Source organism: Bacteroides sp. MSK.20.82, assembly GCF_019052485.1.
GTDB classification, from domain to species: domain Bacteria; phylum Bacteroidota; class Bacteroidia; order Bacteroidales; family Bacteroidaceae; genus Bacteroides; species Bacteroides thetaiotaomicron.
Genome location: NZ_JAHQUN010000028.1, coordinates 17214 through 42283 on the forward strand (window position 1 = coordinate 17214; position 25070 = coordinate 42283).

The 25070-nt window shown below is 45.2% G+C and carries 9 protein-coding genes; 7 read left to right on the forward strand and 2 right to left on the reverse strand.

Features of this window, described 5'->3' with window-relative positions; all coding sequences use genetic code 11:
• Positions 1–47: 47 nt before the first annotated feature.
• Positions 48–2609 (forward strand): glycoside hydrolase family 3 C-terminal domain-containing protein, encoded by a 2562-nt coding sequence (locus KTR07_RS19065; RefSeq protein WP_117981684.1) that lies wholly within the window; start codon positions 48–50, stop codon positions 2607–2609.
• A gap of 214 nt (positions 2610–2823) precedes the next feature.
• Positions 2824–5883, forward strand: coding sequence for a glycoside hydrolase N-terminal domain-containing protein (locus tag KTR07_RS19070; protein ID WP_117981685.1), 3060 nt, complete (start codon positions 2824–2826; stop codon positions 5881–5883).
• 635 nt (positions 5884–6518) lie between these two features.
• On the opposite strand, the gene KTR07_RS19075 is transcribed toward KTR07_RS19070, so the two are convergent.
• The gene (locus tag KTR07_RS19075; RefSeq protein ID WP_008767767.1) at positions 6519–10214 is read right to left on the reverse strand and encodes a beta-galactosidase; all 3696 of its coding nucleotides are present in this window, start codon (positions 10212–10214) and stop codon (positions 6519–6521) included.
• 797 nt (positions 10215–11011) lie between these two features.
• Here KTR07_RS19075 and KTR07_RS19080 point away from each other — a divergent pair.
• The 5 genes from KTR07_RS19080 to KTR07_RS19100 are packed head-to-tail and all read left to right on the forward strand — an operon-like array spanning position 11012 to position 21560.
• Positions 11012–12748 (forward strand): DUF5010 domain-containing protein, encoded by a 1737-nt coding sequence (locus KTR07_RS19080; protein ID WP_008767768.1) that lies wholly within the window; start codon positions 11012–11014, stop codon positions 12746–12748.
• Positions 12749–12784: 36 nt separating this feature from the next.
• Positions 12785–16090, forward strand: a complete 3306-nt coding sequence (locus KTR07_RS19085) for a TonB-dependent receptor (protein WP_008767769.1) — start codon at positions 12785–12787, stop codon at positions 16088–16090.
• A gap of 11 nt (positions 16091–16101) precedes the next feature.
• Positions 16102–18108, forward strand: a complete 2007-nt coding sequence (locus KTR07_RS19090; RefSeq protein WP_008767770.1) for a SusD/RagB family nutrient-binding outer membrane lipoprotein — start codon at positions 16102–16104, stop codon at positions 18106–18108.
• A gap of 21 nt (positions 18109–18129) precedes the next feature.
• Entirely contained in the window at positions 18130–19410 is a 1281-nt protein-coding gene (locus KTR07_RS19095) for a hypothetical protein (protein WP_008763274.1), read from the forward strand.
• A gap of 2 nt (positions 19411–19412) precedes the next feature.
• Positions 19413–21560: a BACON domain-containing protein gene (locus tag KTR07_RS19100; protein WP_217315477.1), complete on the forward strand. Its 2148-nt coding sequence runs from the start codon at positions 19413–19415 to the stop codon at positions 21558–21560.
• An 875-nt stretch (positions 21561–22435) separates the two neighbouring features.
• Here KTR07_RS19100 and KTR07_RS19105 read toward each other — a convergent pair.
• Positions 22436–25003, reverse strand: a complete 2568-nt coding sequence (locus KTR07_RS19105; protein ID WP_008767772.1) for a hypothetical protein — start codon at positions 25001–25003, stop codon at positions 22436–22438.
• Positions 25004–25070: the final 67 nt, after the last annotated feature.

The window sequence follows — 25070 nt, forward strand, 5'->3', positions numbered from 1 at the left end:
GGGAGAGTACGGGGCTTACCATGTTTGTTATTAAATAGGATAGAAAAATGATCATGATGAAAAGGTATAAAAAGATTTTGTTGACAGGTGTGTTGTCAGCCTTGTCTTGTTCGTTCGTTCACGCACAGGAGCTATATAAGAATGAAAATGCGCCTGTGCATGAACGGGTAATGGATTTGATTTCCCGTTTGACGGTGGAAGAGAAGATCAGTTTGCTTCGTGCCACTTCTCCCGGCATTCCCCGTTTGGGTATCGATAAGTACTATCATGGCAATGAAGCATTGCATGGAGTAGTACGTCCCGGACGTTTCACCGTATTTCCACAAGCCATCGGACTGGCAGCTACCTGGAATCCGGAGTTGCAGAAAAGGGTAGCTACAGTAATCTCGGATGAGGCGCGTGCCCGTTGGAACGAGCTGGATCAGGGAAGAGAACAGAAAGAACAATTCAGCGATGTGCTGACTTTCTGGTCGCCTACCGTGAACATGGCACGTGACCCGCGTTGGGGACGGACACCGGAAACGTATGGAGAAGACCCTTTCCTGAGTGGAATAATGGGAACAGCCTTTGTGAACGGACTACAAGGAGATGACCCGCATTACCTGAAAATCGTTTCTACTCCCAAGCATTTTGCCGCCAACAACGAAGAGCATAATCGCTTTGTCTGCAATCCACAGATATCGGAGAAACAATTGCGTGAATATTACTTTCCTGCTTTCGAAATGTGTGTGAAGGAAGGAAAAGCCGCTTCCATCATGTCCGCCTATAATGCGCTGAATGATGTGCCCTGCACGCTGAATCCGTGGCTGCTGCAAAAGGTGTTGCGTCAGGACTGGGGATTTCAGGGATATGTCGTTTCCGATTGTGGCGGACCTGCCTTGCTGGTCAATGCCCATAAATATGTAAAGACGAAGGAGGCGGCTGCCACTTTATCCATCAAGGCGGGACTCGACCTTGAATGCGGTGATGATGTATATGACGGCCCTTTATTGAATGCTTACAAACAATATATGGTATCGGATGCCGATATTGACTCCGCCGCCTGTCATGTGCTGACGGCCCGCATGAAACTGGGACTTTTTGATAGCGGGGAGCGAAATCCGTATACTAAAATCTCTCCGTCAGTGATCGGTTCGAAAGAACATCAGCAGATAGCTCTGGACGCTGCCCGCCAATGTATCGTTTTACTGAAGAATCAGAAAAACAGGCTTCCGCTGAATGCTGACAAACTGAAATCGATCGCAGTAGTCGGCATCAATGCCGGCAAATGTGAATTTGGCGATTACAGCGGCGCTCCGGTAGTAGAACCGGTTTCCATACTACAAGGTATCAGAAACAGGGTGGGCGATCGGGTGAAAGTCGTCTATGCTCCCTGGAAATCGGCTGCCGATGGGCTGGAACTTATTCAGGGAGAGAACTTCCCGGAAGGACTGCAAGCTGAGTATTTTGACAATACCCGCCTCGAAGGTACACCGAGAGTGCGTAAGGAGAGTTGGATCAACTTTGAACCTGCCAATCAGGCTCCCGATCCGTTCCTGCCCAAATCTCCGTTGTCTGTCCGTTGGACGGGAAAGTTGAAACCGACCGTTTCCGGTCGCTATACTTTCAGCTTTACATCCGATGACGGTTGCCGCCTGAGCATTGATAATCAGATGCTGATTGATGCGTGGCAGGCACATGCCGTATCTACGGATTCCGCTTCCATTTATCTCGAAGCGGGAAAAGAATACCAGTTGAAAGCGGAATATTATGATAACCGGGATTATGCCATTGCAAAGTTGCAATGGAAAGTTCCGCAGATAGGCAAGGCAACTCGTCTCGATTTGTACGGAGAAGCCGGGAAAGCGGTTCGCGAATGTGAAACGGTAGTTGCTGTGATGGGTATCAATAAATCGATAGAGCGTGAAGGACAGGACCGGTATGATATTCAGCTTCCGGCAGATCAGAGAGAGTTTCTGCAGGAAATCTATAAAGTGAATCCCAACATAATTGTTGTTCTGGTAGCAGGCAGTTCATTGGCTGTTAACTGGATGGACGAGCATGTTCCTGCCATTGTGAATGCCTGGTATCCGGGTGAACAGGGAGGAACCGCTGTTGCCGAGGTATTGTTCGGTGATTATAATCCTGCCGGACGTCTGCCGCTCACCTACTACAAGTCTTTGGATGAACTGCCTCCGTTTGATGATTATGATATAACCAAAGGGCGTACTTATAAATATTTCAAAGGAGATGTCCTTTATCCGTTCGGCTACGGACTGAGTTACTCTTCTTTTAAATACAGTGATCTGCAAGTAAAGGACGGGGGCGGTGAAGTCACCGTTTCATTCCGGTTAAAGAATACCGGTAAGAGAAATGGCGATGAGGTTGCTCAGGTTTATGTGCGGATACCGGAGACCGGAGGAATTGTACCTTTGAAAGAATTGAAGGGATTCCGTCGTGTTCCTTTGAAATCAGGAGAAAGTCGTCGGGTAGAGATTAAGTTGAATAAAGAGCAACTTCGCTATTGGGATGTAGAAAAAGGACAGTTTGTAGTACCCAGAGGGGCATTTGACATAATGGTTGGCGCTTCTTCCAAAGATATTCGTCTGCAAACAGTCATTGATTTATAGACTTTATTTAAATTTGAACCGGAAAGAAGATTAAGATTATATTCACTGAGGTAATGCCTTCTGATTGCACAGTCTGTGCCACCCTATTGGCACAGTTGTGCCACCGCACTGGCACTGTTATGCCAAGCCTTTGGCACAGTTGTGCCAATAGGGTGGCACAAGCATGACACAGTATGGGGCAATCTTAAGGCATTACTTCTTAAAATTTAGTATTATGAGAAACAAGTATTTGCGTTTTGCAGATGTATTATTTCTACTTAGCTTTGTGGCAGGAACTACGATGACGGCTTGCTCCGAACAGCCTTATCAGCCGACCTTGAAGGCAACTTATAATAAGCCTGCCAAAAACTGGGAAAGTGAAGCCCTGCCCATCGGTAATGGTTATATGGGAGCCATGATTTTTGGTGACGTCTACGTAGATGTCATCCAGACAAACGAACATACCTTGTGGTCGGGAGGCCCCGGTGAAGATCCGTCTTACAATGGAGGACATCTGAGAACTCCGGAAGTGAACAAGGATTATCTTCACAAAGCACGGGTGATGTTGCAACAGAAGATGAACGACTTTACGGCAAACCGTTCTGCATATATAGATGAGAATGGAAAGCTGATTACCCATAACTACGATGGAGACGGTGACGGCACAGAATTGCGGAATCTGATTGATAATCTGGCAGGAACAAAGGAGCATTTCGGTTCTTTCCAGACATTGAGCAATATCATTGTAGAAACTGTCAATCCTCCCATTCCCGTCTTGATAAAAGAAGCAGTGCAGACCAATTATGACAATACAAAGAATCAAAGTCAGTCGATAGGCAGCCTTTTCGATCAGAGCACTACCAGTAAATGGTTTGCCGATAACGACCGGTTTTCCGGTGCGGGAAGCCTGCCATGCGTTATCAAGTGGGCATATACCCATGCTCCCAAGGCTGTTTCCTATAGTCTGACCTCCGCCAATGATATGCCGGGCAGAGATCCGAAATCATGGAAACTCTACGGTTCGACAGACGGAAAATCATACGACTTGCTGGATCAGCAGTCCGGCACTTTTTGGGGGGATGATAAGGACGGAAAGGGGAGCCGCAATAAGACCCTGTCTTTTCCTTTGAAGGCGGACAAGTACACCTTCTTCAAACTCGAAATCACAGAATTAATCGATAACAAACAGAAACCGCAATTGGCGGAACTTTCGATAGATGCCTCTACCGAACTGCCTTATTCCGACTATACCCGTACGCTCGATATAGATAATGCGATTCATACGGTGATGTATAAGGAGAATGGAATCACCTTTAAGCGCGAATACTTTATGAGTTATCCGGATAATGTAATGGTGATGCGTCTCACCTCAGATTCGAAGAAGGGAAAACTTTCACGCATCATTTCTCTTGAATCGCTGCATACCGATAAAACCATTACGGCAGACAGTCATACCATTACCATGACGGGATATCCGACTCCGGTCAGCGGAGACAAGCGGATAGGGGATGCCTGGAAGAATGGACTGAAATATGCGCAGCAACTGGTCGTGAGGAATAAAGGAGGAAAGATTTCGGTAGTGGACGGAACGAAGCTGAAAGTAGAGGATGCCGATGAAATAATCGTTCTGATGTCTGCCGCCACAAACTATGTACAGTGCATGGACGACTCCTACAATTATTTCTCTCAAGAAGATCCGTTGGAAAAAGTGCAGGCTACGCTGCATAAAGTAGCTGATAAGAAGTACACGGCTCTGTTGGCTACCCACCAGAAAGACTATCATTCGTTATACGACAGAATGCGACTGAATCTCGGTAACTTGCCGGAGGCACCCGTTGCCCCTACGGACAGTTTGCTGAAAGGCATGGAGGAGAATACCAACTCGGAACAGGAAAACCAGTATCTTGAAATGCTGTATTTCCAGTTCGGTCGTTATCTTTTGATATCTTCTTCACGAGAAGGTTCTTTGCCTGCCAACTTGCAGGGAGTATGGGGTGAAAGACTTTCCAATCCATGGAATGCCGATTACCATACGAATATCAATATACAGATGAATTATTGGCCGACACAGTCTACCAATCTGAGTCCGTGTCATCTGCCTATGGTAGAGTATGTCAGAAGTCTGGTGCCTCGTGGAAAGTATACAGCGCAACAATATTATTGCAAACCCGATGGCGGCAATGTTCGCGGCTGGGTGACGCATCATGAGAATAATATCTGGGGCAATACGGCACCAGCCAAGAAAAGCACGCCTCATCATTTTCCGGCAGGGGCAATATGGATGTGTCAGGATATTTGGGAGTATTATCAGTTCAACCTTGATAAAGACTTCTTGAAAAAGTATTATGATACAATGCTCGATGCTGCTCTTTTTTGGGTAGACAATCTTTGGACAGACGAACGCGACGGTACACTGGTAGCAAACCCGTCTCACTCTCCCGAACATGGCGAGTTCTCACTGGGCTGTTCAACTTCGCAGGCTATGATTTGTGAAATGTTCGACATGATGATCAAAGCCAGCAAAGAACTGGGAAGGGACAAAGACCCTGAAATCATAGAGATAGCAACAGCTATGAGCAAACTCTCCGGACCGAAAATCGGTTTGGGTGGGCAGTTTATGGAATGGAAAGATGAAGTAACGAAGGATGTTACCGGAGATGGTGGGCACCGGCATACGAATCATCTTTTCTGGTTGCATCCGGGTTCGCAGATTGTAATCGGAAGAAGCGAACAGGACGATAAATATGCAGATGCCATGAAAGTGACGCTGAATATACGCGGCGACGAAGGAACCGGGTGGAGCAAAGCATGGAAACTGAACTTTTGGGCACGTCTGCATGACGGCAATCGTTCTCATAAACTGTTGAGAAGTGCCATGAAACTGACTGTTCCCGGAAGCCATGTAGGCGGTGTATATACTAATTTGTTTGATGCGCATCCGCCTTTCCAGATTGATGGAAACTTTGGTTGTACGGCTGGTATCGCAGAAATGCTGCTGCAAAGTCAGGGCGGATATATCGAACTGCTTCCTGCTTTGCCCGATGCGTGGAAAGATGGCTCATTCAAAGGAATGAAAGCGAGAGGAAACTTTGAAGTAGACGCGGCATGGACTGACGGGAAGATAACAGCTGTAGAGATTCTTTCTAATTCCGGTGCGGAATGTGTGATTAAATATCCGAATGCAAAGGAGCTGAAAGTTTCCGGAGCAAAGGTAAAGGTATTTGCTGATGATCAAATCTCTTTTGCTACTGTGAAGGGTAAAACGTATATTATTAAAAACGTATCTTCTTTATAAAGAGAAAACTAAGTGTATAAGGAGGTAATGTAGTCTGTCCAGAGACAACTATTAACGACTGAAACCAAAAGGCAATTGATTCGCAATGAATCAGTTGCCTTTTGGTTTGAATCTATGTTCAATAGAATAAAAAAGATGTGAATAGTTTGGATAAGGCTTGTTCTTGGGTTTGATTAAAAGTCGAAACTATCTTCATTGAGGTTGACTGAAAAAGCGGTAGTATCTACAATGGAGGTGACTAAAAGTCGGTAGTATCTTAACTCTCTTCGGGAAGGAGGAGTACCCGTAGGGGGAGGTGGTAGGTGAATGCACTCCTATTTCATTTACAATAAAATTAGGAATACACATCATTTTACCTACCACCTCGGTCTTCGACCACTCCTCCTTCCCGAAGGAGGAGAATGTGGATACTACCGACTTTTTAGTCAGTTCTCAATGAAGACACTAAGAATTCTACTGAATTGGGAAGTTTTTATTATTTCTTATCTTTTGTGAATTAACTCAGAGATTGCAGTTGTAAGAACATCTTTGCTAATAACTTCGATTATAATTAAAAACAAAACTGCCCGTCTCCTCTAATGGGAAGACGGGCAGGAAGAATGGAAAAACTCCACTCAATGATATCAATTACATACCTATTTCAATAATTCATTCACCATGTTTACCAGCAGTTTACCTGCTATCGGATCAGTGGTTGCCTTCTCTGTACATAAGGTTGAAACGAGAGACTTTCCTTTATTGTCGGCTATCTGTAGCAGCGTCAGTCCGCGCATAGATTCGATACGTGCGATACGTTCCTCCGGCTTACCACCGTCGATATAAGCATGGATCTTCATTTGGGCGGCGAGTTCCTTCACATTCTCATGGCGGACAGCTTTCAATGTAGCGGTGCAGGCTAGTGGAATTTCACGCTTGTTGTTATTGAAATAGCGTAATTCCAATGCACCGATTCCGTCGAATACAGGGGCATCATCCCGTTCCATCACCACAATGTCTCCCTCGGTGGGAATAATCCATCCGGTGATATATTCGGGATAGACTTTTTGTGCTGCCTCTTTGCTGTTCAGGAAGAGAATCCGACCGCCTTTTGACTGATATTCACGCAGTAATCTTGCTTCTTCATCGGTACATTCTTTCAAGCCCGATATAATGCAGAGATTAGCTTTTTGCTTGGCATTCAGTAGTTCCTTGATAGACGGTACTGTCTGGCAGGCGATGTTCAGGAAGTCAAGGGTAGCTTTCATATGATCCTTATCCAGTAAAAGAATCTTCTTGCTGGCTGTTACTTGACCGATATTCCATTCCTTGCGTGCCAGTAATAATCCGTATTCATTCTGCGATAAAGTGACTCCGCTTTCGGTGAGAGTGAGTTTCAGTTTTACATTAACCTTGTCTGCCGGTAAATTGGAAGGCATATGGATGTTCGGTTCGATGTATTTACGACCATAATATTCCACTGCCGGAAATTGTTCCGTGCCGGAAGCCAGTACCTTATTGGTTTCGTCTACAATGCTCCATGCCAGTGACATAGGCTTCAAGTCACGTCCTTCTTCATTGTCATTCACTACGTAGATACGTGTATGTAACTTCTCACCTGCATAAAGATTGCGTCCCCACAGTTCCGCACTGACAAGTACGGGCTGCATAGCACGTTGCATAGCGTAATAAGTGGGATACGGTTGTATATTCCGGTGATCATAGCATTGGCGGAACCAAGTCATATAGGCAAAGTGCATGATACCCGAAGCCTGTTCGTTGGTACGGCGGAGGGTTTCGGCCAACTCTCCTGTGATGAACGATTGTGTATTCAGGAAACTGGCGGGATTCCCCCAGTCATATGCTTCATATCCGATTAATGAATAGGGATTCTGATGAATCAGCTGATAAGAGCGGGTCGGATGACCGGTTTCAGCATTCGGATAACCCGTACTCATTTCCTGGCTGATCAACGGGCGTCCGGGAGTCTTGAATTGTTTCTGGAATTCTCCGTTGAAGAAGCGGAATACCGAATAGTCATACCAATTATAGTAGGCATGGTTGTCATCAATATCTCCGTCATCAACTGTTTTCAGAAAGTCATCACCAAAGCGTTTGCTAGCTTTGTTGTGGAGATAGTTGGAGTCGAAACATACAGGACGTGTAGGGTCAGTCTTTCTCATATCTTTCACCACATCGGATACGATGCGGAATTTTTGCTTGGCACGTTCCGTGTCGGCATCCAGATCGTAGAACTTCATTTCATTGTTCACAGTCCAGAAGAATATGGAAGGATGATTTCTGTACTTTTTCATCACGCGCAGCCATTCACTGCTCCAAAGATCGAGCACGCCTTTGTCCGGTATCGGGGTGGAGTGTATCATGAGCCACGACCAAGTGCCCTCAAAGCTGATAGCGATACCGTTGCGGTCTGCTGCCGACACCCAAAGTTCGTTCCAGGGGGTGGTATGTGTCCGGGTAGACTGTACATTCCCTTCTTTCATTAGCTTCATGAACTTGTCTGCAAGGAGCGAATCATTGGGACAGAGCGCAAAAGGAATATGGTTACCTCCACGCAGCCAATATTTGCGGCCGTTCAGATAAAGGAATCCATCTTTGCTTTCAAACGTGCGGAAACCCGAAGTTACGGTGATGCAGTCCGTCACTTTGTTTTTTCCTTCCGTCAGGCTCACGCGAAAATCATAAAGATTAGGAGTGGCAGGTTCCCAAAGTTTGGGTTTCAGTCCTTTGATATCACAGGTAAATGTTTCTTGTGCGCTTGTCGCTAATGAGAGTTTGCTACGTACAGGTGCACCGTACAGTGTTTCCCCCGTCTGTTTGTCTATAATATCTACACGGATATCGAAGTTTTTCTTTTTGGGCGCATGATTTTTGATGGTGACATCTATTGATGCACCGTCCAGAGCCGGCTTGATAAAGATATCTTCTACTTTCAGCGGGTTGCTGACAATGAGTTTCACGGGCTGCCATATACCGGCAGGGTTATCACCATAGAATCCATGAGGGATGTCTGTCAATACGGCTTTGTTGGCCTGTTGGTCGTTTTGGTTATCCTCCACTTCCTTGCGTACTGACGAATAGTAGTTTTCCATGGCGTCACTGGTTTGTGCGGCTTTTCCGTTGATGTCACGTGTCACTTTTACTGCGATCAGGTTGCGTCCCGGACGCAGGAATCGGGTGGCGTCTACTTGGAAATCACCGAACATACCGATGTTGGAACCTGCCGATTCGCCATTAATATATACTTCCGCCATTTTGGATACGGCGTCGAATGAAAGAGTCAGCTGTTTTCCCTTCACGTCGGCGGGCAGTTCCAGCCATTGGCGATACCAGGCAGCACCGGTTTTCCGGTAGTTGAACGTATAGTTCTCGCATCGGTCGGTTTCTTGTTGGTAGTAAGTGTCCGATACCCCTTTATGTTGCGGACCGGTGGGCGATGGCATGGTTTCTCCATGCAGCCAGATACGGATAGGGTTCCAGAAAGCGGGAACAGGCATTATATGCCAGTCGTTGTCGTTAGTCTGCATGGAGATGGCCTTCGTCTTATCGTTCAGTTGGTAGTCGGGCATGAACAGCCAGTTTCCGTCCAGCGATAGTTCGGTGCGGTCGGCAGTTAGTTTATCCAGTTTGACCGAGGTGTATTGCGCCCGCTCTTCGCGGCGTATCTTTTCCTTTTCCTGTGTGGTGAGTGCCATACGATACTCCTGAACCTTGACATCTTTGAGAGCGTCTTCTGCCAATGGGGTGACAGTGAGGTCATCAAATTCCGTATCTATCCATCCGCCTCCCAGTGCTACTTCACCGGTAGGAGCCAGGTTGCTGTTTTTGTCCTCCAAATCAATGTGAGGAAGCTTTTCGTCGTTTACAAAAACCCGGATACGGTTACCGCATACTTCCACTTTCACTTTGTACCACTCTCCCGGCACGGGGTGAAAGCCCAGCGGACGGACTCCCATGAATTCGTCTGTACCCATATATCCGGTACGCATCAAGTAGAGATCGTCTTGCAACCCGCCTTTGATACCTACCACATAACGGTCAAAACGGTTATGTGTACGGAAGCCTGCCCATATCTGTACCTGTTCGGCGTCTTTCGGGGCACGTGCCTTGAAGGACAGGGTATAATCTTTCCACTCAGGATTGCCGAAAAGGGCATAAGCGCTGCGCGAATGAAATACTCCGTCGTTCACCCGACAGACACCACGTCCCACCATATTCAGTGGTTGGGAGGCATTGGAGAAATCATTGCTCCATACGGTTTGATCTTGGGCTTGCGTTGTCAGACCGGACAGGCTACAGGCGCAAGCTAAAAATACTTTGCTAATTTGTTTCATGATATGATTTTGTAGTTTTAAAGTTCATTGTATTTAAGTTTATGATTTGGCAAAGACTGTAATTCACGGGTTGATCACGAAAAATGATGTGGCAAATATAGAGACAGATAGTTAAGTGAGAGCTTAATTTTCGCTTAATTGATTATTAAATATCCCTTAAATGTAGAATTTATGCAAATAAGTATGCTGAAGAGGGGATAAAAGTTAGCTGTAGTTATAAATATTCCTGTTATTCCTTATTATATAGGAAACTTATATTATATGAGAAATAGGGAATAGTACAACTTAAAGCTTATATCATGGGGAGCGCTTTGAAAATCTATCAGGAATAACGCCATTGTAATACTAAAAATCCACATCTTATATAATCGGATAAGTCACTAATTGGATATCTCCTAATTTGTGTTATGTTTGTATAGTATTTGCCTTATTTACCTTTTTAGCCTTTCTACTTGAAATATTCTTCTTTTTGCAGGAAGTGAATACTCATTTAGATAAAGAAATAGGGTGTGGACAGCATACTACAGGATATAAAACTTCCCCCTTTTCCTGAAATTAATACCTAAGATTGCGAAAAATTATAAGAAGATAGTATTAGTTTTAAAATTAATTAGAAATTAATCAGAGTTTAATCGTATTTTATAAAAAATCTTAAGCAGGCTCTTGTTACTTTGCATCAGAACTCAAAAATAACCTTAAATATTAAGTTTGTTCAGTCGACGCTTTCTTAAATAATAGATAAAAAGGGTGTTTTCGAGGTGTAACAAATAGCAAATGTATAATATAAAAAAGAGACCGTGAAAAATTATTTGAAAATCACGATGGGGCTTGTATTAGCTTCCATGATTGTTAGCTGTTCTGATGAGGACAATACTATTGTTCCTGATACTAATCCGGACCCGGTTATACCGACAGAAGGGACGTTCATACTTCCTGCTCCTGCGGTAGAGAGTAATATTCCCGAACATAGTTTTTTGATGGGGGCGCTGTTCAGCTATCAGAAGAATCTCCGCAATGGAGAAGATGCTGCCAGTGGCGGGACTAGTTCTACTACCTTTTATAATAAGCCGCTTTTCGAAGTGAAGTCTTTTGGTGCTACGGAAACAGAGTGGTGGGATAACTTGGTAGAAGAGATGGTGTATAGTGGTTTGGATTATGTAGCTCCCAATTGCCGCGGACGCTTGCCGAAGGCGGACACTGATCCTGCTTATGACAGAGATCATGGCGATCCTACCCGTATCAAAGACTTCGTTGCTGCTTTACAGCGTCGGAATGAAGAAAATCTGAAGATCGCCATCTTCGATGACTGTCCGGCTTCCTGGGCGGCTGCCCGCAATTTTGACTTGTATCAGACCTATGCTACATTCATTAGTGCGGAAACTCAGCAAAACAAGGGACTGACCGATGAAGAGGTGATGTATCCGCTGGACAATTTGGACGATATATATAAGTATATATGGGATTACAATATAAAACTGGCCTTCGATAACTTTTATGGCGAGAATAAAGCCAATAACAAGTATCTTCTTCGCATAGACGGCAAACCTGTCCTGTTTTTGTGGAGCATCAACGGTTTCCTTAATGTAGACTATGCTGCATTGGGCAACAAGAAAATTGACTGTAAAGGCAAATTAAAGGCCATTCTGAACAAGATTCATGCTGACTTCAAGTCTGCTTATGGCGAAGATCTCTTTATTTGTGCCGACAGAGCCTTTCAGGACCGTGATAAAGAGGTGGACGAATCAGTCGTAGAATCACTGAACGATTGGTTTATTGCCTCTGAGCAGGCTCCCACCCGTAGTTCCTGGACGGTACGTACCTTCAATGGAAAAACTGTAGGTGTGGCTGTTCCGGCTTTCTATACCAATGATAAATCGGGTACCCGTATGTTTTTTGATGCAGATCACGGCAAACGTTTGACGGATGCTTTGGACGATATGGTTGCGAAGAATGCTGATCTGGTCTTCCTGGAAGGTTTTACCGATATGGCCGAGAATGCCGCTTATTGGAGAAGTACCGACAACATTTACTATGACTTCCCCAACCAGCGTCTGAACATTCTCCGTAAATACAGTAGCAGCCGGGCATGGGCCGAATCATTCCGTGTAGAAATGGAGGCCTGCGATTACTTCTTCGATGTATCTGCTAAGAATAGCGGTAATCAATACCGTACCGGAAGTCTGGATGTTGCCAAAATAGCCGGTGTGGCTCCGGATAAGAACACCGAATGGTATGTCACCAGCACAGAGGCGGGTGAGTGGATGGAATGGAAAGAACTGCCTTATGCTGCCGGAGATATCACAGTCAAGGTATGTTATGCTGCCAAAGAAGATGCTAAAATCCGTTTTGACTTTGGCGAAGGCACGAAAAGAAGACAAGGGCCTGTCGTAGAACTTCATGCAACCGGAGGCGAATGGGTTACTGTCGACGCTTTCACCATGAAGAGCGATGTGAATGGCTGGCGCCGTACAGTGCTGAACATTGTGGCGGGCAAACCTGATTTGAACTACTTCACCATCACTGTAGAAAAATGAAAAGAACAAATTTATTAATTATAAACTTAAGCTAATATGGAGAAACTTTATCTGAAAAGAAGCTGGAGGATAGGGACGTGCCTGATGGTATTGCTCACGTTCTTCGCACTTTCACTTTCGGCGCAAAACCGAAAGGTCACTGGAGTCGTTGTTGACGAGTTTGGTGATCCGCTTCCAGGTGCTAATATTACGGTGGTTGGAAACCAAAACTTAGCTACTGCGACAAATATGGAGGGACAATTTACCTTGAACAATGTGCCGAAAGATGCTATTCTGAATGTAAGATTCATAGGCTATGCTGTAAAGACTATCAGACTGGCTACCTTGAAAAACAATGATCTGCTGCGCATCGTTCTAAGTGAGGATGTCAAAGAACTGAACGATGTCGTGGTTACGGCATTGGGCATCAGTCGTGAATCCAAATCGTTGGGATATGCCCGTCAGTCCATTGACACGGAATCTCTGCTGGATACACGTGACCCGAACTTATTGAATAGTCTGAGCGGTAAAGTTTCGGGCGTTAATTTTATTTCGAATGGCGGTCCGTTGTCTTCTACCCGTGTGGAGATTCGTGGTAACAACTCCCTGACCGGAAATAACCAGCCGTTGTACGTAATTGACGGTGTGCCCATCATGAACCCGATGGGAGAAGATGGAGACTTGGACTATGGTAATCCTGCTTCTGCTATCAGCCCGGACGATATTGAATCAATCGAAGTTTTGAAAGGTGCCAATGCGGCTGCCTTGTATGGATCTGATGCTGCCAATGGCGTTATTCTGATCACTACCCGTAAAGCTACCAAGAAATCCGGACTCGGTGTTTCTTATGGCTACAATATGCAGTTTACTTTCTTGCGTGAATTTCCTGCCTATCAGAATGTTTATGGTTCGGCCAGCCTTCCGGCTGTCGGTGTGGGTGACGGATTCAACTATTATGGTTCCAACTCAAAGAACGGTTATGCTTATGACCCCAGCCTGCCTTATGGTATTTTTGTATTTAACTGGGCGAATCCGAACCAACGCTCATGGGGGCTGCCGATGTTAGGCTTTGATCTGGTGGGACGTAATAATCAGATACGTTCTTATGTACCTAATAAGGATGGTATCACGGATATGTACGAAATGGGTGTAGCCATGACTCATAGTGTTTCGGTCAATAAGGTGTTCAATGGAGCAGGTATCCGTTTCAACTATACGGGTATCGACTACGACGGAATGCTGAAGAACTTTGATAACATGAAGCGTCACACATTTGACCTGCGTGTGAATATGGATCTGGCTAAATGGCTGTCCAGTGAAATCTCCGTTAACTATCAGCTGGAAACAGCCGATAACCGTGATTATAAAGGTGACAGTAACCGTAACCCGATGCGTGCCATCATGAATATGCCGCGTGACGTCGTTATGGAGGAATTACTGCCGTGGAAGCGCGAGACAGGTGAAGCCTTCACGCGTGGTAACGGATTCTACAATCCTTACTGGCTGCTGAACGAAATCAGCAATGGTGACGGCCGTAATAACTTCCGTGGTAACCTGACTCTTAATATCAAACCGATTCAGGGAATGAATATCCGTTTGCGTGCCAGTGTAGAAAAGGCAAACAAGAACGGTTGGAAGTTTGACAATTATTATACCATGTGGGATATCGACGGACAGTACGAAACTTTCCGTGAAGCCTCCAACAACTACAATTATGAAGGAGTTATTTCTTATAACCGCAATATCAAGAAGGTCAGCCTCAGTGCTAACTTGGGTACTTCTATGCAAAAGAATGACTGGTATAAACTCTGGAATCAGGTTTCTCAACTGGCAGCTCCGGATGTGAAGTCATTGTCCAACAATGCCTCTATATTGAGTGGAACGGAAAGTGTGAATGCGAAAGAGAAACAGTCCGTATTCGGTATGTTGTCTTTGGGATATCATGGTTTGTTTGTAGACGGAACTTTCCGTAACGACTGGTCAAGTTCTTTGCCGAAAGCTAACAATTCTTACTTCTATGCCTCCGGTAGTGCCAGTGCCGTGTTGACGGAAATCTTCCCCAAGCTGAAGAGCAAGACATTCTCATTCGCCAAGTTGCGCGGATCTATTGCCCGCGTGGGTAACGATGCTGGTTTCGACCGTTTGATTAACAGTTACAGTTACGGAGGATTGTTCCGTAATGACATGGCGTGGTTCCAGGGTGACGCCGTACGCAAGAATCCGAACTTGAAACCGGAAACAACCATCTCAAAAGAAATCGGTGCGGAAGTTCGTTTGCTGGACGGACGCCTGACAGCAGATGTTACTTACTATGACAAATACACTCGTGATCAGATTGTCGAGTCGGAACTTTCTTATTTATCCAATTACCAGCGTGTAATCATCAACTCCGGTAAAATCTCCAACAAGGGTTGGGAAATCTCCGTGAGCGGTGTGCCGGTGAAGGTGAAGAACTTCGAGTGGAAAACCATTTTCAACTGGTCAAAGAACAATTCCATGGTAGAATCATTGCCCGAAGGTATCGACAAGATACAGATTGGTAGCGGTGTGTACAACGTGAAGTCTTATGCGGAAGTAGGCAAGCCCTACGGTGCTATCTATGCGAAGACATTTAAACGCGATGCCGAAGGATACATCCTTTGTCAGCTCGACGGGTCGCCGAAAGAAGGACAGGACTATGAATATTTAGGTTGTGTACAGGCTGACTGGCGAGGTGGCTGGAACAACGTGTTCCGTTTGGGTAATTTCTCCTTCTCTGTTATGTTCGACTTCCAGAAGGGTGGTAAGTTCTTCTCACAGACATCCATCCAGAGTTCTGTAGACGGACAATCCGTCAAGTCATTGGAAGGTCGTGACGCGGATTTCTTCTCCAGAAAGATTTTGGGTGAGTCGGACGAAGAACGATATGGCTTCATGCGTCCTCAGAACGCCAACACACCGACCGCAAACGGGCAGATTTATCCTGACTGGGGACGTCCTAAAGGGGTAGTTCTTCCTAATTGCCGTTATGACGAAGACGTAGAAGGGCTGGCAGGACAACAAGTATTGGGTTATTGTACCCCCGAACGCTATTGGATGCACTATACCTCTCGTGATATTTCCCGTTTCATCTACGATGCTTCTTATGTGAAGTTGCGTGAAATCACTGTCAGCTACGATTTACCGAAAAAATGGCTGAGAAAGACTCCGTTCCAGACATTCCGTGTGGCGGCTGTCGGACGAAACATTGCTACCTTGTTTGCCAATACACCGCACGGGCTTGATCCGCAGGCAACGAGTACAACAGGAAATGCACAAGGTTTCGAACGTGGTTTCAACCTGCCTTCCGCAACCTATGGATTTGATATTAAAGTTTCTTTTTAAATTCGTAAAGCATGAAATTGAAAAACAAAATATTACCGTTACTCCTGCTGGCATCGACTGCCGTGGGGTGTACGGACGGTTTCGAAACCATCAACTCGGACCCGAACAAATTGTATGAGGTAAATCTGCAGAGTATTTTCCCCGGTACGGTTTACAAGACAATGAATGCAATCAGTGAATTGAATAATAACCGTATGTGGAGTTATTCACGTTACATTACTAACGTCGCTTTCCAGACACCGTGGAACGAAAGGGGAGACGGATTCTACCGTAAGTTTTATGTAGAGATTCTGCGCGACCTGGAAGAGTTGGCAAAAGCATACGATGATGGCTCTTTGCCTAACAGTCTGGCTGTTGTAAAGACATGGAAAGCATTCACTTACTACCAGTTGCTGTCACTCTATGGTCCGGTCGGACTGAGCCATGCCGGTATGGACGGAGGAACGGACAAGCGTATCTTTGACTATGATTCGGAAGCCGATGCTTACTATTCCATTTTGGGTTGGCTGGACCAGGCAGTCGATGAGTTCGACGAATCATCTACTGATAAGATTCTGAAAGACCCTGTTTATAACGGAGATGTACAGAAATGGCGCAAACTGGCTAATACATTACGCCTGGAGATAGCCATGAATATCCAGAATATCAGCGAAGAGAAAGCACGCGAATATGCTGCGAAATCTATGGGACATGAAGAATGGCTGTTCAGCTCTCTGGACGATGCGTTTGCTCCCAAATATGGAACGGTGATCGACAAAGACTGTTCCTGGTATTACACTCGTTTGTATAAAGAAGAAATTCAGACGAAAGCAAACTGGGGGCTGATCCCTTCCATGAACGAATATTTCGCCATTTACCTGTTCTCATACAACGATCCGCGTATGGAGACTTACTTTGACGGCTCCAACGTTTATTGGCCGGAACGCCAGCCTTATCGTATGACGGATGTGCTGACTCGTTCACACGACTGTGATGTGAGCGGTTGTTCCGCCAGCGATCAGCAGGAACACCTGCAATGGATGATAGATGGATATGAAGTGCGTGATTCATTGCGTGTACGTTACTCTATTCCATACGTTCCTACACCGGACAATCCGGGCGCCCGTACACCGTTCGGCTGGAGAAGACCGATCGACCCGACCGACCCGAATGGTACAAGAGAAATCCCTGATCCGTTGTCAATGAACGAAGACAACAGATGCTACATCAACCCGAGATATTATGCAATGGACGCTACGATGCCTTTGCTGCGCTGGGCAGATGCTTGTTTCCTCTGCGCTGAAGCGAAAGTGAAGTTCGACTTGGGATCCAAGGATGCACAGACCTATTATGAAGAAGGCATCCGTGCTTCGTTCGAAGAGAACGGCTTGTCTGCTTCTGCTGCTGCCTATATGGCTCAGGAAGGAATCGCCTGGGGAACCAGTCATAAAGGATTCTATGATACCCGTAAACTGATGACTGCCGACATCAACGGAGCAGACGGTAAGGACGGACAATTGGAACAAATCTACAAACAACGCTGGTTTGCCGACTTCCTGGATGGAATGTCTGCCTGGCGTATGGAACGCCGCACACGTGCATTGAACCTTCCGCCTCTGTTCCTGAACGGATCTCAGGCTTATGAAGAAGGCGGAAATATGTACTACGGCTGGCCCGAACGCCTTTACTTCCCGGATGCGGAACGTCAGACAAATGCAGAGGCTTATTACAGAGCTATTGATTTGTTACAGAAGAATAGTCCGAAACCTAATGCCGCCCGTTGGGGAGACAATATCTTCACGATGCTTCAGTTCGCAAAACCTGTACCTAACCAGGAAGAGATGATAGCCGGATGGGAAAACAGCGATTATGTACAGTTCAACATGGATTTCCAAGCCAAGAAGTATGGACAGACTTATGAAGAGTTCTTGAAGAATGCCCGTGAGCTGACCGGTATCAAGGAGGCTGAAGAGGCTTTGGACAAGGCTTACAACTTCTTGATAGAAGCTACACTTTTAGTTTATAAGGTAGAAAAGTAGTAATTAAGTAATGACTGAAAAATGAAAAAGTATAAGATTTTTAATAAGACAGGTCTTGCAATATGCCTGACGTTGGGACTGGTGGCCGGATCGGCCTGTTCACCGACAGATGACGGTCCTTCCATCGATGATCATTTCTTGAACTATGAGATTCCGCAAATCAGACCGAGCAGCGATATTCCGGTAGGAGCCATTTATTGGAACTTGGGTAGTACGGGTGTGGATGAAAAGAAGTATGCGCGGTTGATTGGTGAATATAATCAGAGCGGACAGTATCCACAGCTTTGTCCGAATGTGCGTCCGGTGCTGGGACGTTATTCGATGGATATCAATAAAGCCGAAACAGCCGATTTGATTCAGCAGCACCTTACCTGGGCAAATAATGCCGGTATCAATTTCCTTATCTTGCCGAACATCGGTCTGGATACCAGTAAGGGAGATTTGCTGAACGAAGGTAACGTGAATTTCGTGAACTATATGGCGGGACTGAATCCCAACTCGGAAGGTATCGAATGGGGTGGCTTGCGTTATGCGGTTTCTATGGATATGAATAACTTCGCAAACGGACTTAACAACACCGCCATGATAGAAGACGATGCCGATGAAAATGGTGTCTCTGCACGTTGTGAGCAACTTTACAGCTTTTTTGTCAACCTGACAAGCCGTTTCTGTACGAACAACGATCTTTACTATACTGTAGACGGCAAACCGATGATTGTTGTCTGGAATGCTGACAAGTTGTATGCACGCGATTCAGAGAAACTCTATAATACGATCCGTGAAAGAGTGCGTGAAAATGTAAAGGACGGCAATGGCAATGGACTGGAGATCTATATTTTAGCACGTCAGGAACGTTGGACACCTCCTGCACGCTGGCATAACTTCTTCCTGAGCGGAAAAGTGGATGCTGTGTACATGGATAATATGTACAATCAGACCGACTGGTTCCGCCCTACCTGCTATCCGCAGTGCATCGACCAGAACTTTAAGTACAACCGCGAATATGAGTGGGCTAATTACGGAGTAGACTTCGTACCTAGCGTTTCACCTTCGTTCAATCAGTGGATAGATGGTGATGGAACTCAGTTCTATAACTTCCCGGTGGTATTTAAGGATGAAGATATGTTCCGTAAGATGTGTAATGTTGCCAAGATGAACTTGGGAAAGCGTCCGATGGTCATCATCGATTCTTTTAACCGTTGGAATGTGGATCAGGCTATCGAACCGACTGACCCGAATTACGGGAATGGATACGGTATGAAATACCTTAATATTGTAAAAGAAGAATTTAAAGTGAAATAAGCATGAAAGCGATAAATTTTATCAATTGGAAATATATCGGCTTGACCGGATGTTTGGTGGCATCGTTACTGACTGCATGTGGTGACGATGAAACTGGTCCGGAAGTGGTGACGCCGCTAGAGCCTAAATTGGAGATCGTGAACGAAGCGTCCACCTTCAGTTTCTCTTCTGCGGGAAATTCCGCTCAAGTACTGACATTCAACGCCAATCAGGATTGGCATATCGTATTGGATGATTCGGAAGGTGTGGATAATAGCTGGGTAGTGCTGTTTGAACGCGAAGGAATGGCCGGCGAAGGCAACAAAGTATGGGTAGCTGCAGCCGAAAATGTGGAACCGGATGCACGCCGTGCTAATTTTTCTCTCGTGTCCGGTGGCTTTAAGTATGATTTCGTTATCTATCAGGCACAGAAGGATGCGGTGGTAATCACCGACCCGAAGGCCTACGAAAACCTGGATGCCGGTGAGCATATCATTTCCGTAGAGTTTGGAATTAACACAGGAGAGTATAAAACCAGTTTCCTCTATTCCGGTGACACGGGCTGGATCATGCCGACGGACGAACGCCCCGCAGGCGAACCGGAGACACGTGCGATGGAAAACCATACACTGTACTTTAAGGTGTTGCCGAATCAGAAGTTTGATATTCGTAGAGGTACCATTGAAATCTCTTCGAAAGATAATGATAATGTAAAGGCTACGATGAATATCTTCCAGACCGGTCTGCCCAAACCTGTCATTACGGTCGATAACAAGGAAATGTTCACTAACCTGGCATCGAAAGAAGATTCGATTCTGTTGAAATATAAAGCAACCAATACCAACGGACCAAGGGATTTGACGATTGATATTGATAAGAACGATCAGGATTGGATTTCGTTCAAGCCTGCTATAGATGCCAAGGGCGACTCTACCTTCCTCGTTTCCGTGAAAGAAAATACCGGTGGCGAACGTACGGCAACGATCGCGCTTTGTGCCGCTGCCGACAAGAAGGTGAGAGAAGAGTTTATCGTGACTCAAGCTCAGGCAAGCGATGTGGAATTGGTTATTACCAACAAGAACGATTTCAGAACAAGTTTGGATAAGCTGGGCAGTGCCGCTACCGTGAAGTATAGCGTACAGTCTACGTTGACCGATCCGAAGAACGAGATTTTGGTGGATATCGTATATCCGGAAGAAAGTGGCTATACGGCAGAGAATGGTTGGCTGCACATGGCAAACAACTCGATGCCCGAACGTGTCATCTTCACGTACGATGTGAATAAGGTACTGAGAGAACGTCAGGCTACCGTTTACATCTATCGCAAGGGTTATGAAAACAAGAAAGACTATATGGTTATCCGTCAGGCTGCGGCCACTCAGATTGAAATTCCGGCTCCGGGAGGTTTGACAAATGTATTGCAGAGTCTTATTGATGACGAAATCTATAAAGATTGGGAATCCATCACTAGCCTGGAATTGAAGGGCAGACTCAACGATACCGATTTGAACTTACTGAAGAACATGATGACAGCGGGTAAGGGCTACAACCTGAAAACTCTGGATATGACGGAAGTGGAGAATGAAACGCTGAAGAATGGTGTATTCAACGGATGTAACCTTCTGGAGAATATTTCATTCCCGACAGGATTGCAATACGTACCGAGAGAAGCTTGTCGTAACTGTACCAAGCTGAGAACGGTAGTGGTGAACGAAGGTCCGACTTATATCGGTCGTCACGCGTTCGGTAACTCAGTAGTAAATGAAGCTTGGTTCCCGAGTACCATGACTTATGTTTACGGATACATCTTTGATAATGTGACGGCACTCAAGACTTTGCACTTGAAGTCATTACCGTTCCAGTGTAAGGAAGTTGCCCGTAGTGATGCCGACGAAGGTGCTACCCAACCGACAACCTGGTGTACTGTCTTTAAGACATGGCCGAGCACGGTATATGTACCGATGGAATATCTGGAATATTACAAGAATCCGGACCCGAAACACGTAGTTTCCATGCACTTCCAAGACCTGTTGAATACATTGACATCCGAATCGGAAGAATGGACGAAGGGACCGAAGGTTCAGCAACCGTACTTGAAGTCCAATTCGGCATTGAAGAGCAACTTTACTTGGGGATCATCTGCCACTACTATCATGGGAGAATCCAATTGATATAGAGTCAAGTAGGTATATACTATAAAAAGAGCGGACTATCAGTCGGCGGGAAGATTCCCGCCATTGATAGTCCGCTTTTCTTTTGAGTCAGTAGTAAAGTCATGCATTGTTTCCTTGTCGATTCATTCGTAATGGTACAGTGAGGTTTTTAGTCCTATGACATAAAAAAAGAAAAGAATCATTGTCGCAATAATTCATTTACTTATTTAAAGGATAAAGAACTTTTCAAGGTCAGCATCCATATCTATACGAAAGATATTGACCGATTATGCAGTAACTTCCAATCGTTTATTAATAAATTCCTTCATCGTTTATTATAAACGTCCCCCAAGTTTATTATAAACTTGGACATCGTTATTTTAGTGATAAATATTAATTTAAAGCAACAAAAAGGGCTGCAATTCCCATAAAGAATCGCAGCCCTTAGCTTGTATCAGACTATCCGAAAAACATTATCCGAAGTGGAAATGCCTGTAATCTGTTATTATATTATACTTATTATCGCTCATTTTTCGTCTATATTATCAATGTTATCGAATTTTCTTCCGGTTTCTACTTACAAATATACAACATAAAAAGCGGTTTGTCAAGTCCTCCATGCTTCTTTCGTACATCTGATTACCTATCCATACGGTTTAGTTTAGCTCATTCCCGATTCAGATTTGAATAAATCGATAGTATCTCAATTCCCCTCCCTTCGGGAAGGAGGGGTGGCTGAAAGCCGGGGTGGTAGGTGAGCGCATCAACTTAATAATCAGCCATGTGTATTCACCTACCACCTCCCCCTACGGGTACTCCTCCTTCCCGAAGGAGGAGAATGAAGTTACTGCTGTTTTGTTCCTTTCTGTGAAGAAAGAAGTAAAGCTATACAGTTATAAATCGGCGAATGGTGTTTTATAATCTTCTCCCATCGAGTCCCGATACTCCTTGCAGAAACGGTCATACAGATTTCGTGCAATCCCTTTCTTTCCCTGTGCGGAGAATACAGCGCATTTGGCGGCCAATGCTTCTTCATTCAGCGGGTCATGCAGGAACATGATGTCTGCCAGGCGGAGAATCATGTCTGGATGGTTGCGTTGCTTTTCGATTTCAAACAGATCCTTCAACAAGTCGATGGAGTGGCTGGAGTATGTTTCTTTGAAGTCATCCAACCAATCGAGAATAGTGTTGGGCAATAATGGTCCATACAGCAGAAGTTCCAGGATCCGGTTGAGTAACTCGCTGTTTTCTTTCTCCTTGAATTGCTGGATGCGTGCAAGTACTTCGCGATAGTCGCAGAATACGTTCTCGCCCCATTTTATGTGCATGAAGTTGTTTTCCGTCACGACTTCTACATCACCGATACTCTCCAGTAATACCCGCAGTTTGCGTAAATTTACGTTACGGTTGTTGCGGGCAGCCGTCTCTTCCTTATCCGGCCATAGGATTCCCGTTGTTTTGGAGGTCAGGATACCGTTCGGATTCTTTTCCGTATATAATATCAGCAAAATAAGCAAGTGCTTCAGACGGGGAGTGAAATTGGCGGTGATATCATTTCCCTCTTTATCGCGTACGTTGAAGCACCCCAGCAATGAGATGGAAGAACGGCTACGATCGTAGTAGTGGACTATCTCTTTCGGTGCGGGCTCGTTTTCTTGTTCCGGCATTGTCGGAGTAACTTTCTCTTGATTCTCAGAGATAGCTTTTGGAGCCGTAACCGATTGAGGTGTTTCTTTTGAGATTGCGGACGATTGGATTGGCTGACGTTTGCTTCTTGAACGATAGAACAACCAGGCACCGCAACCTAGTATTGCCAGGACACCGATGACATACAGCAGATTCCACCATTTGCCGGAGCCCATTTCATCCACTGACTGCCGGATATCTATCTCGTTGACTAAAGGCATATTGATGGAATAGATCTTAATATCGTGCGTACGATTGTTCAGTATCTTGTCCAATACAAGGAACAGTTTCCTGTGAGTCGGTGAATAGTAAAGGTTAAAATCGCAGTCCTGATAATCCAGTCGGTTATTGATCGGTTTTGAAACTTCTGTATAAACAGGGCTTTTCATGGAAATTTTCCACAGTGTTCCCCCGTTGTCCGTAGATACGGCATAGAAAGAACTGTCTGCCGGCTCGAAGTACATGGAGGAAGCCATGATAGTTTCCTTGTTATCGTCTTTTTTCTCCCAGATGGTGCGGGACTGTTTACTTTTTAAATTGATGGCATACAGGCCGAGGTAGTAGTGGGTACTCAATTCCTGTTTACCATATTTGTTTCCTTTGCCTCCAAAGATATATAGTTCGTCGCCCACTACTGCCATAGCAGCCGAATAGCGGGGATAAAGCGGATGATCATATTTAATTTGCTCCATAATTTCGCTGCCGGACTTCATGCGGAACAGGTCATTACGGTATTTATAGAAGCCATATCCGCCGAAAAAGTAGAATGAGGAGTCGGCGGGATTAAATGCTTTGGCATGGTTATAGTTGTTGGGCTCTTTGGTATTCCGCACTTCGTTGCTCCACATGCCGTCGGCGAACGAAAAGCGGGAGATGATGTTTTCTGTCAGCGAGTAAGATACCAGTGCATTGCTCAGCGTATCATACAGTAGGTGGTTGGGATATTCTACGGCAGGATATCCTCCGCGTACGGCAGTCTCTTGTTTGAGTCTTCCGTCTTCGTCCAGCACTTTCACCGATTCGGGACTGACTACATAGAATAAGGCGCAACGGGCGTCGAATGCTATGCCTACTCTGCTGGAAGTCGTGATCTTATTGATTGTTTTCCATTCGATATGGTTGTCTATCAGCCAGAGAGGCTGGACAGCACGTGCAACGGCTCCCTCTTTTTCGTCATAACAGAGATTGTCGTTATGTTTCCATAATTTCCATTCTCTTGTCAGTTTGCCGTCCTGTATGATGTTGATATCCCTTAAGTTGACAGGGGCTACTTCCGCCTGATAGCCTAACATCTGTCCGAATGTAATCGTTACACTGTTTGTTTCTTGCAGGGGGAAGGTGGACGACATCTTTTTTTTGTCGTATTCTATTTCGATCACATTGTCTTTTTGGCGTAGATTCAGCGAGACATTGATCCATTTTTCCAGTTCTATGGGTTTGTCAATGATGATAATCTCATCATTGAGCATTAAAGCGGGAGCATGGTTTTGCTCGCCTGCAACAAACGAAAAGCGTATTATCTGGCCTTTGTCTGTCTTCAGATGAAGAATGGAGCCATAGTCGGCTTCATTGGCACGTATATATATCTGAAAAGAAATGGTTAAGTCGTTTTTTACGGAGAAAGGTTGGTTGTCATCCAAATATAAGGTAGACCTTTCCGGTGCCGGTACGGCATGAGACTTAAGATAAAGTCCGTAATCATATAAAGGAGACGCATCCAGTCTGCCCGCCAGGCAAAGCAGGATAAAAATCAATAATTGCAGTTGATATTTCATAGTACTTCTACTTGAATCTGTTCCTATGTGGCAAAAGTACGAAAAACAATATGATATTCATAAGAAT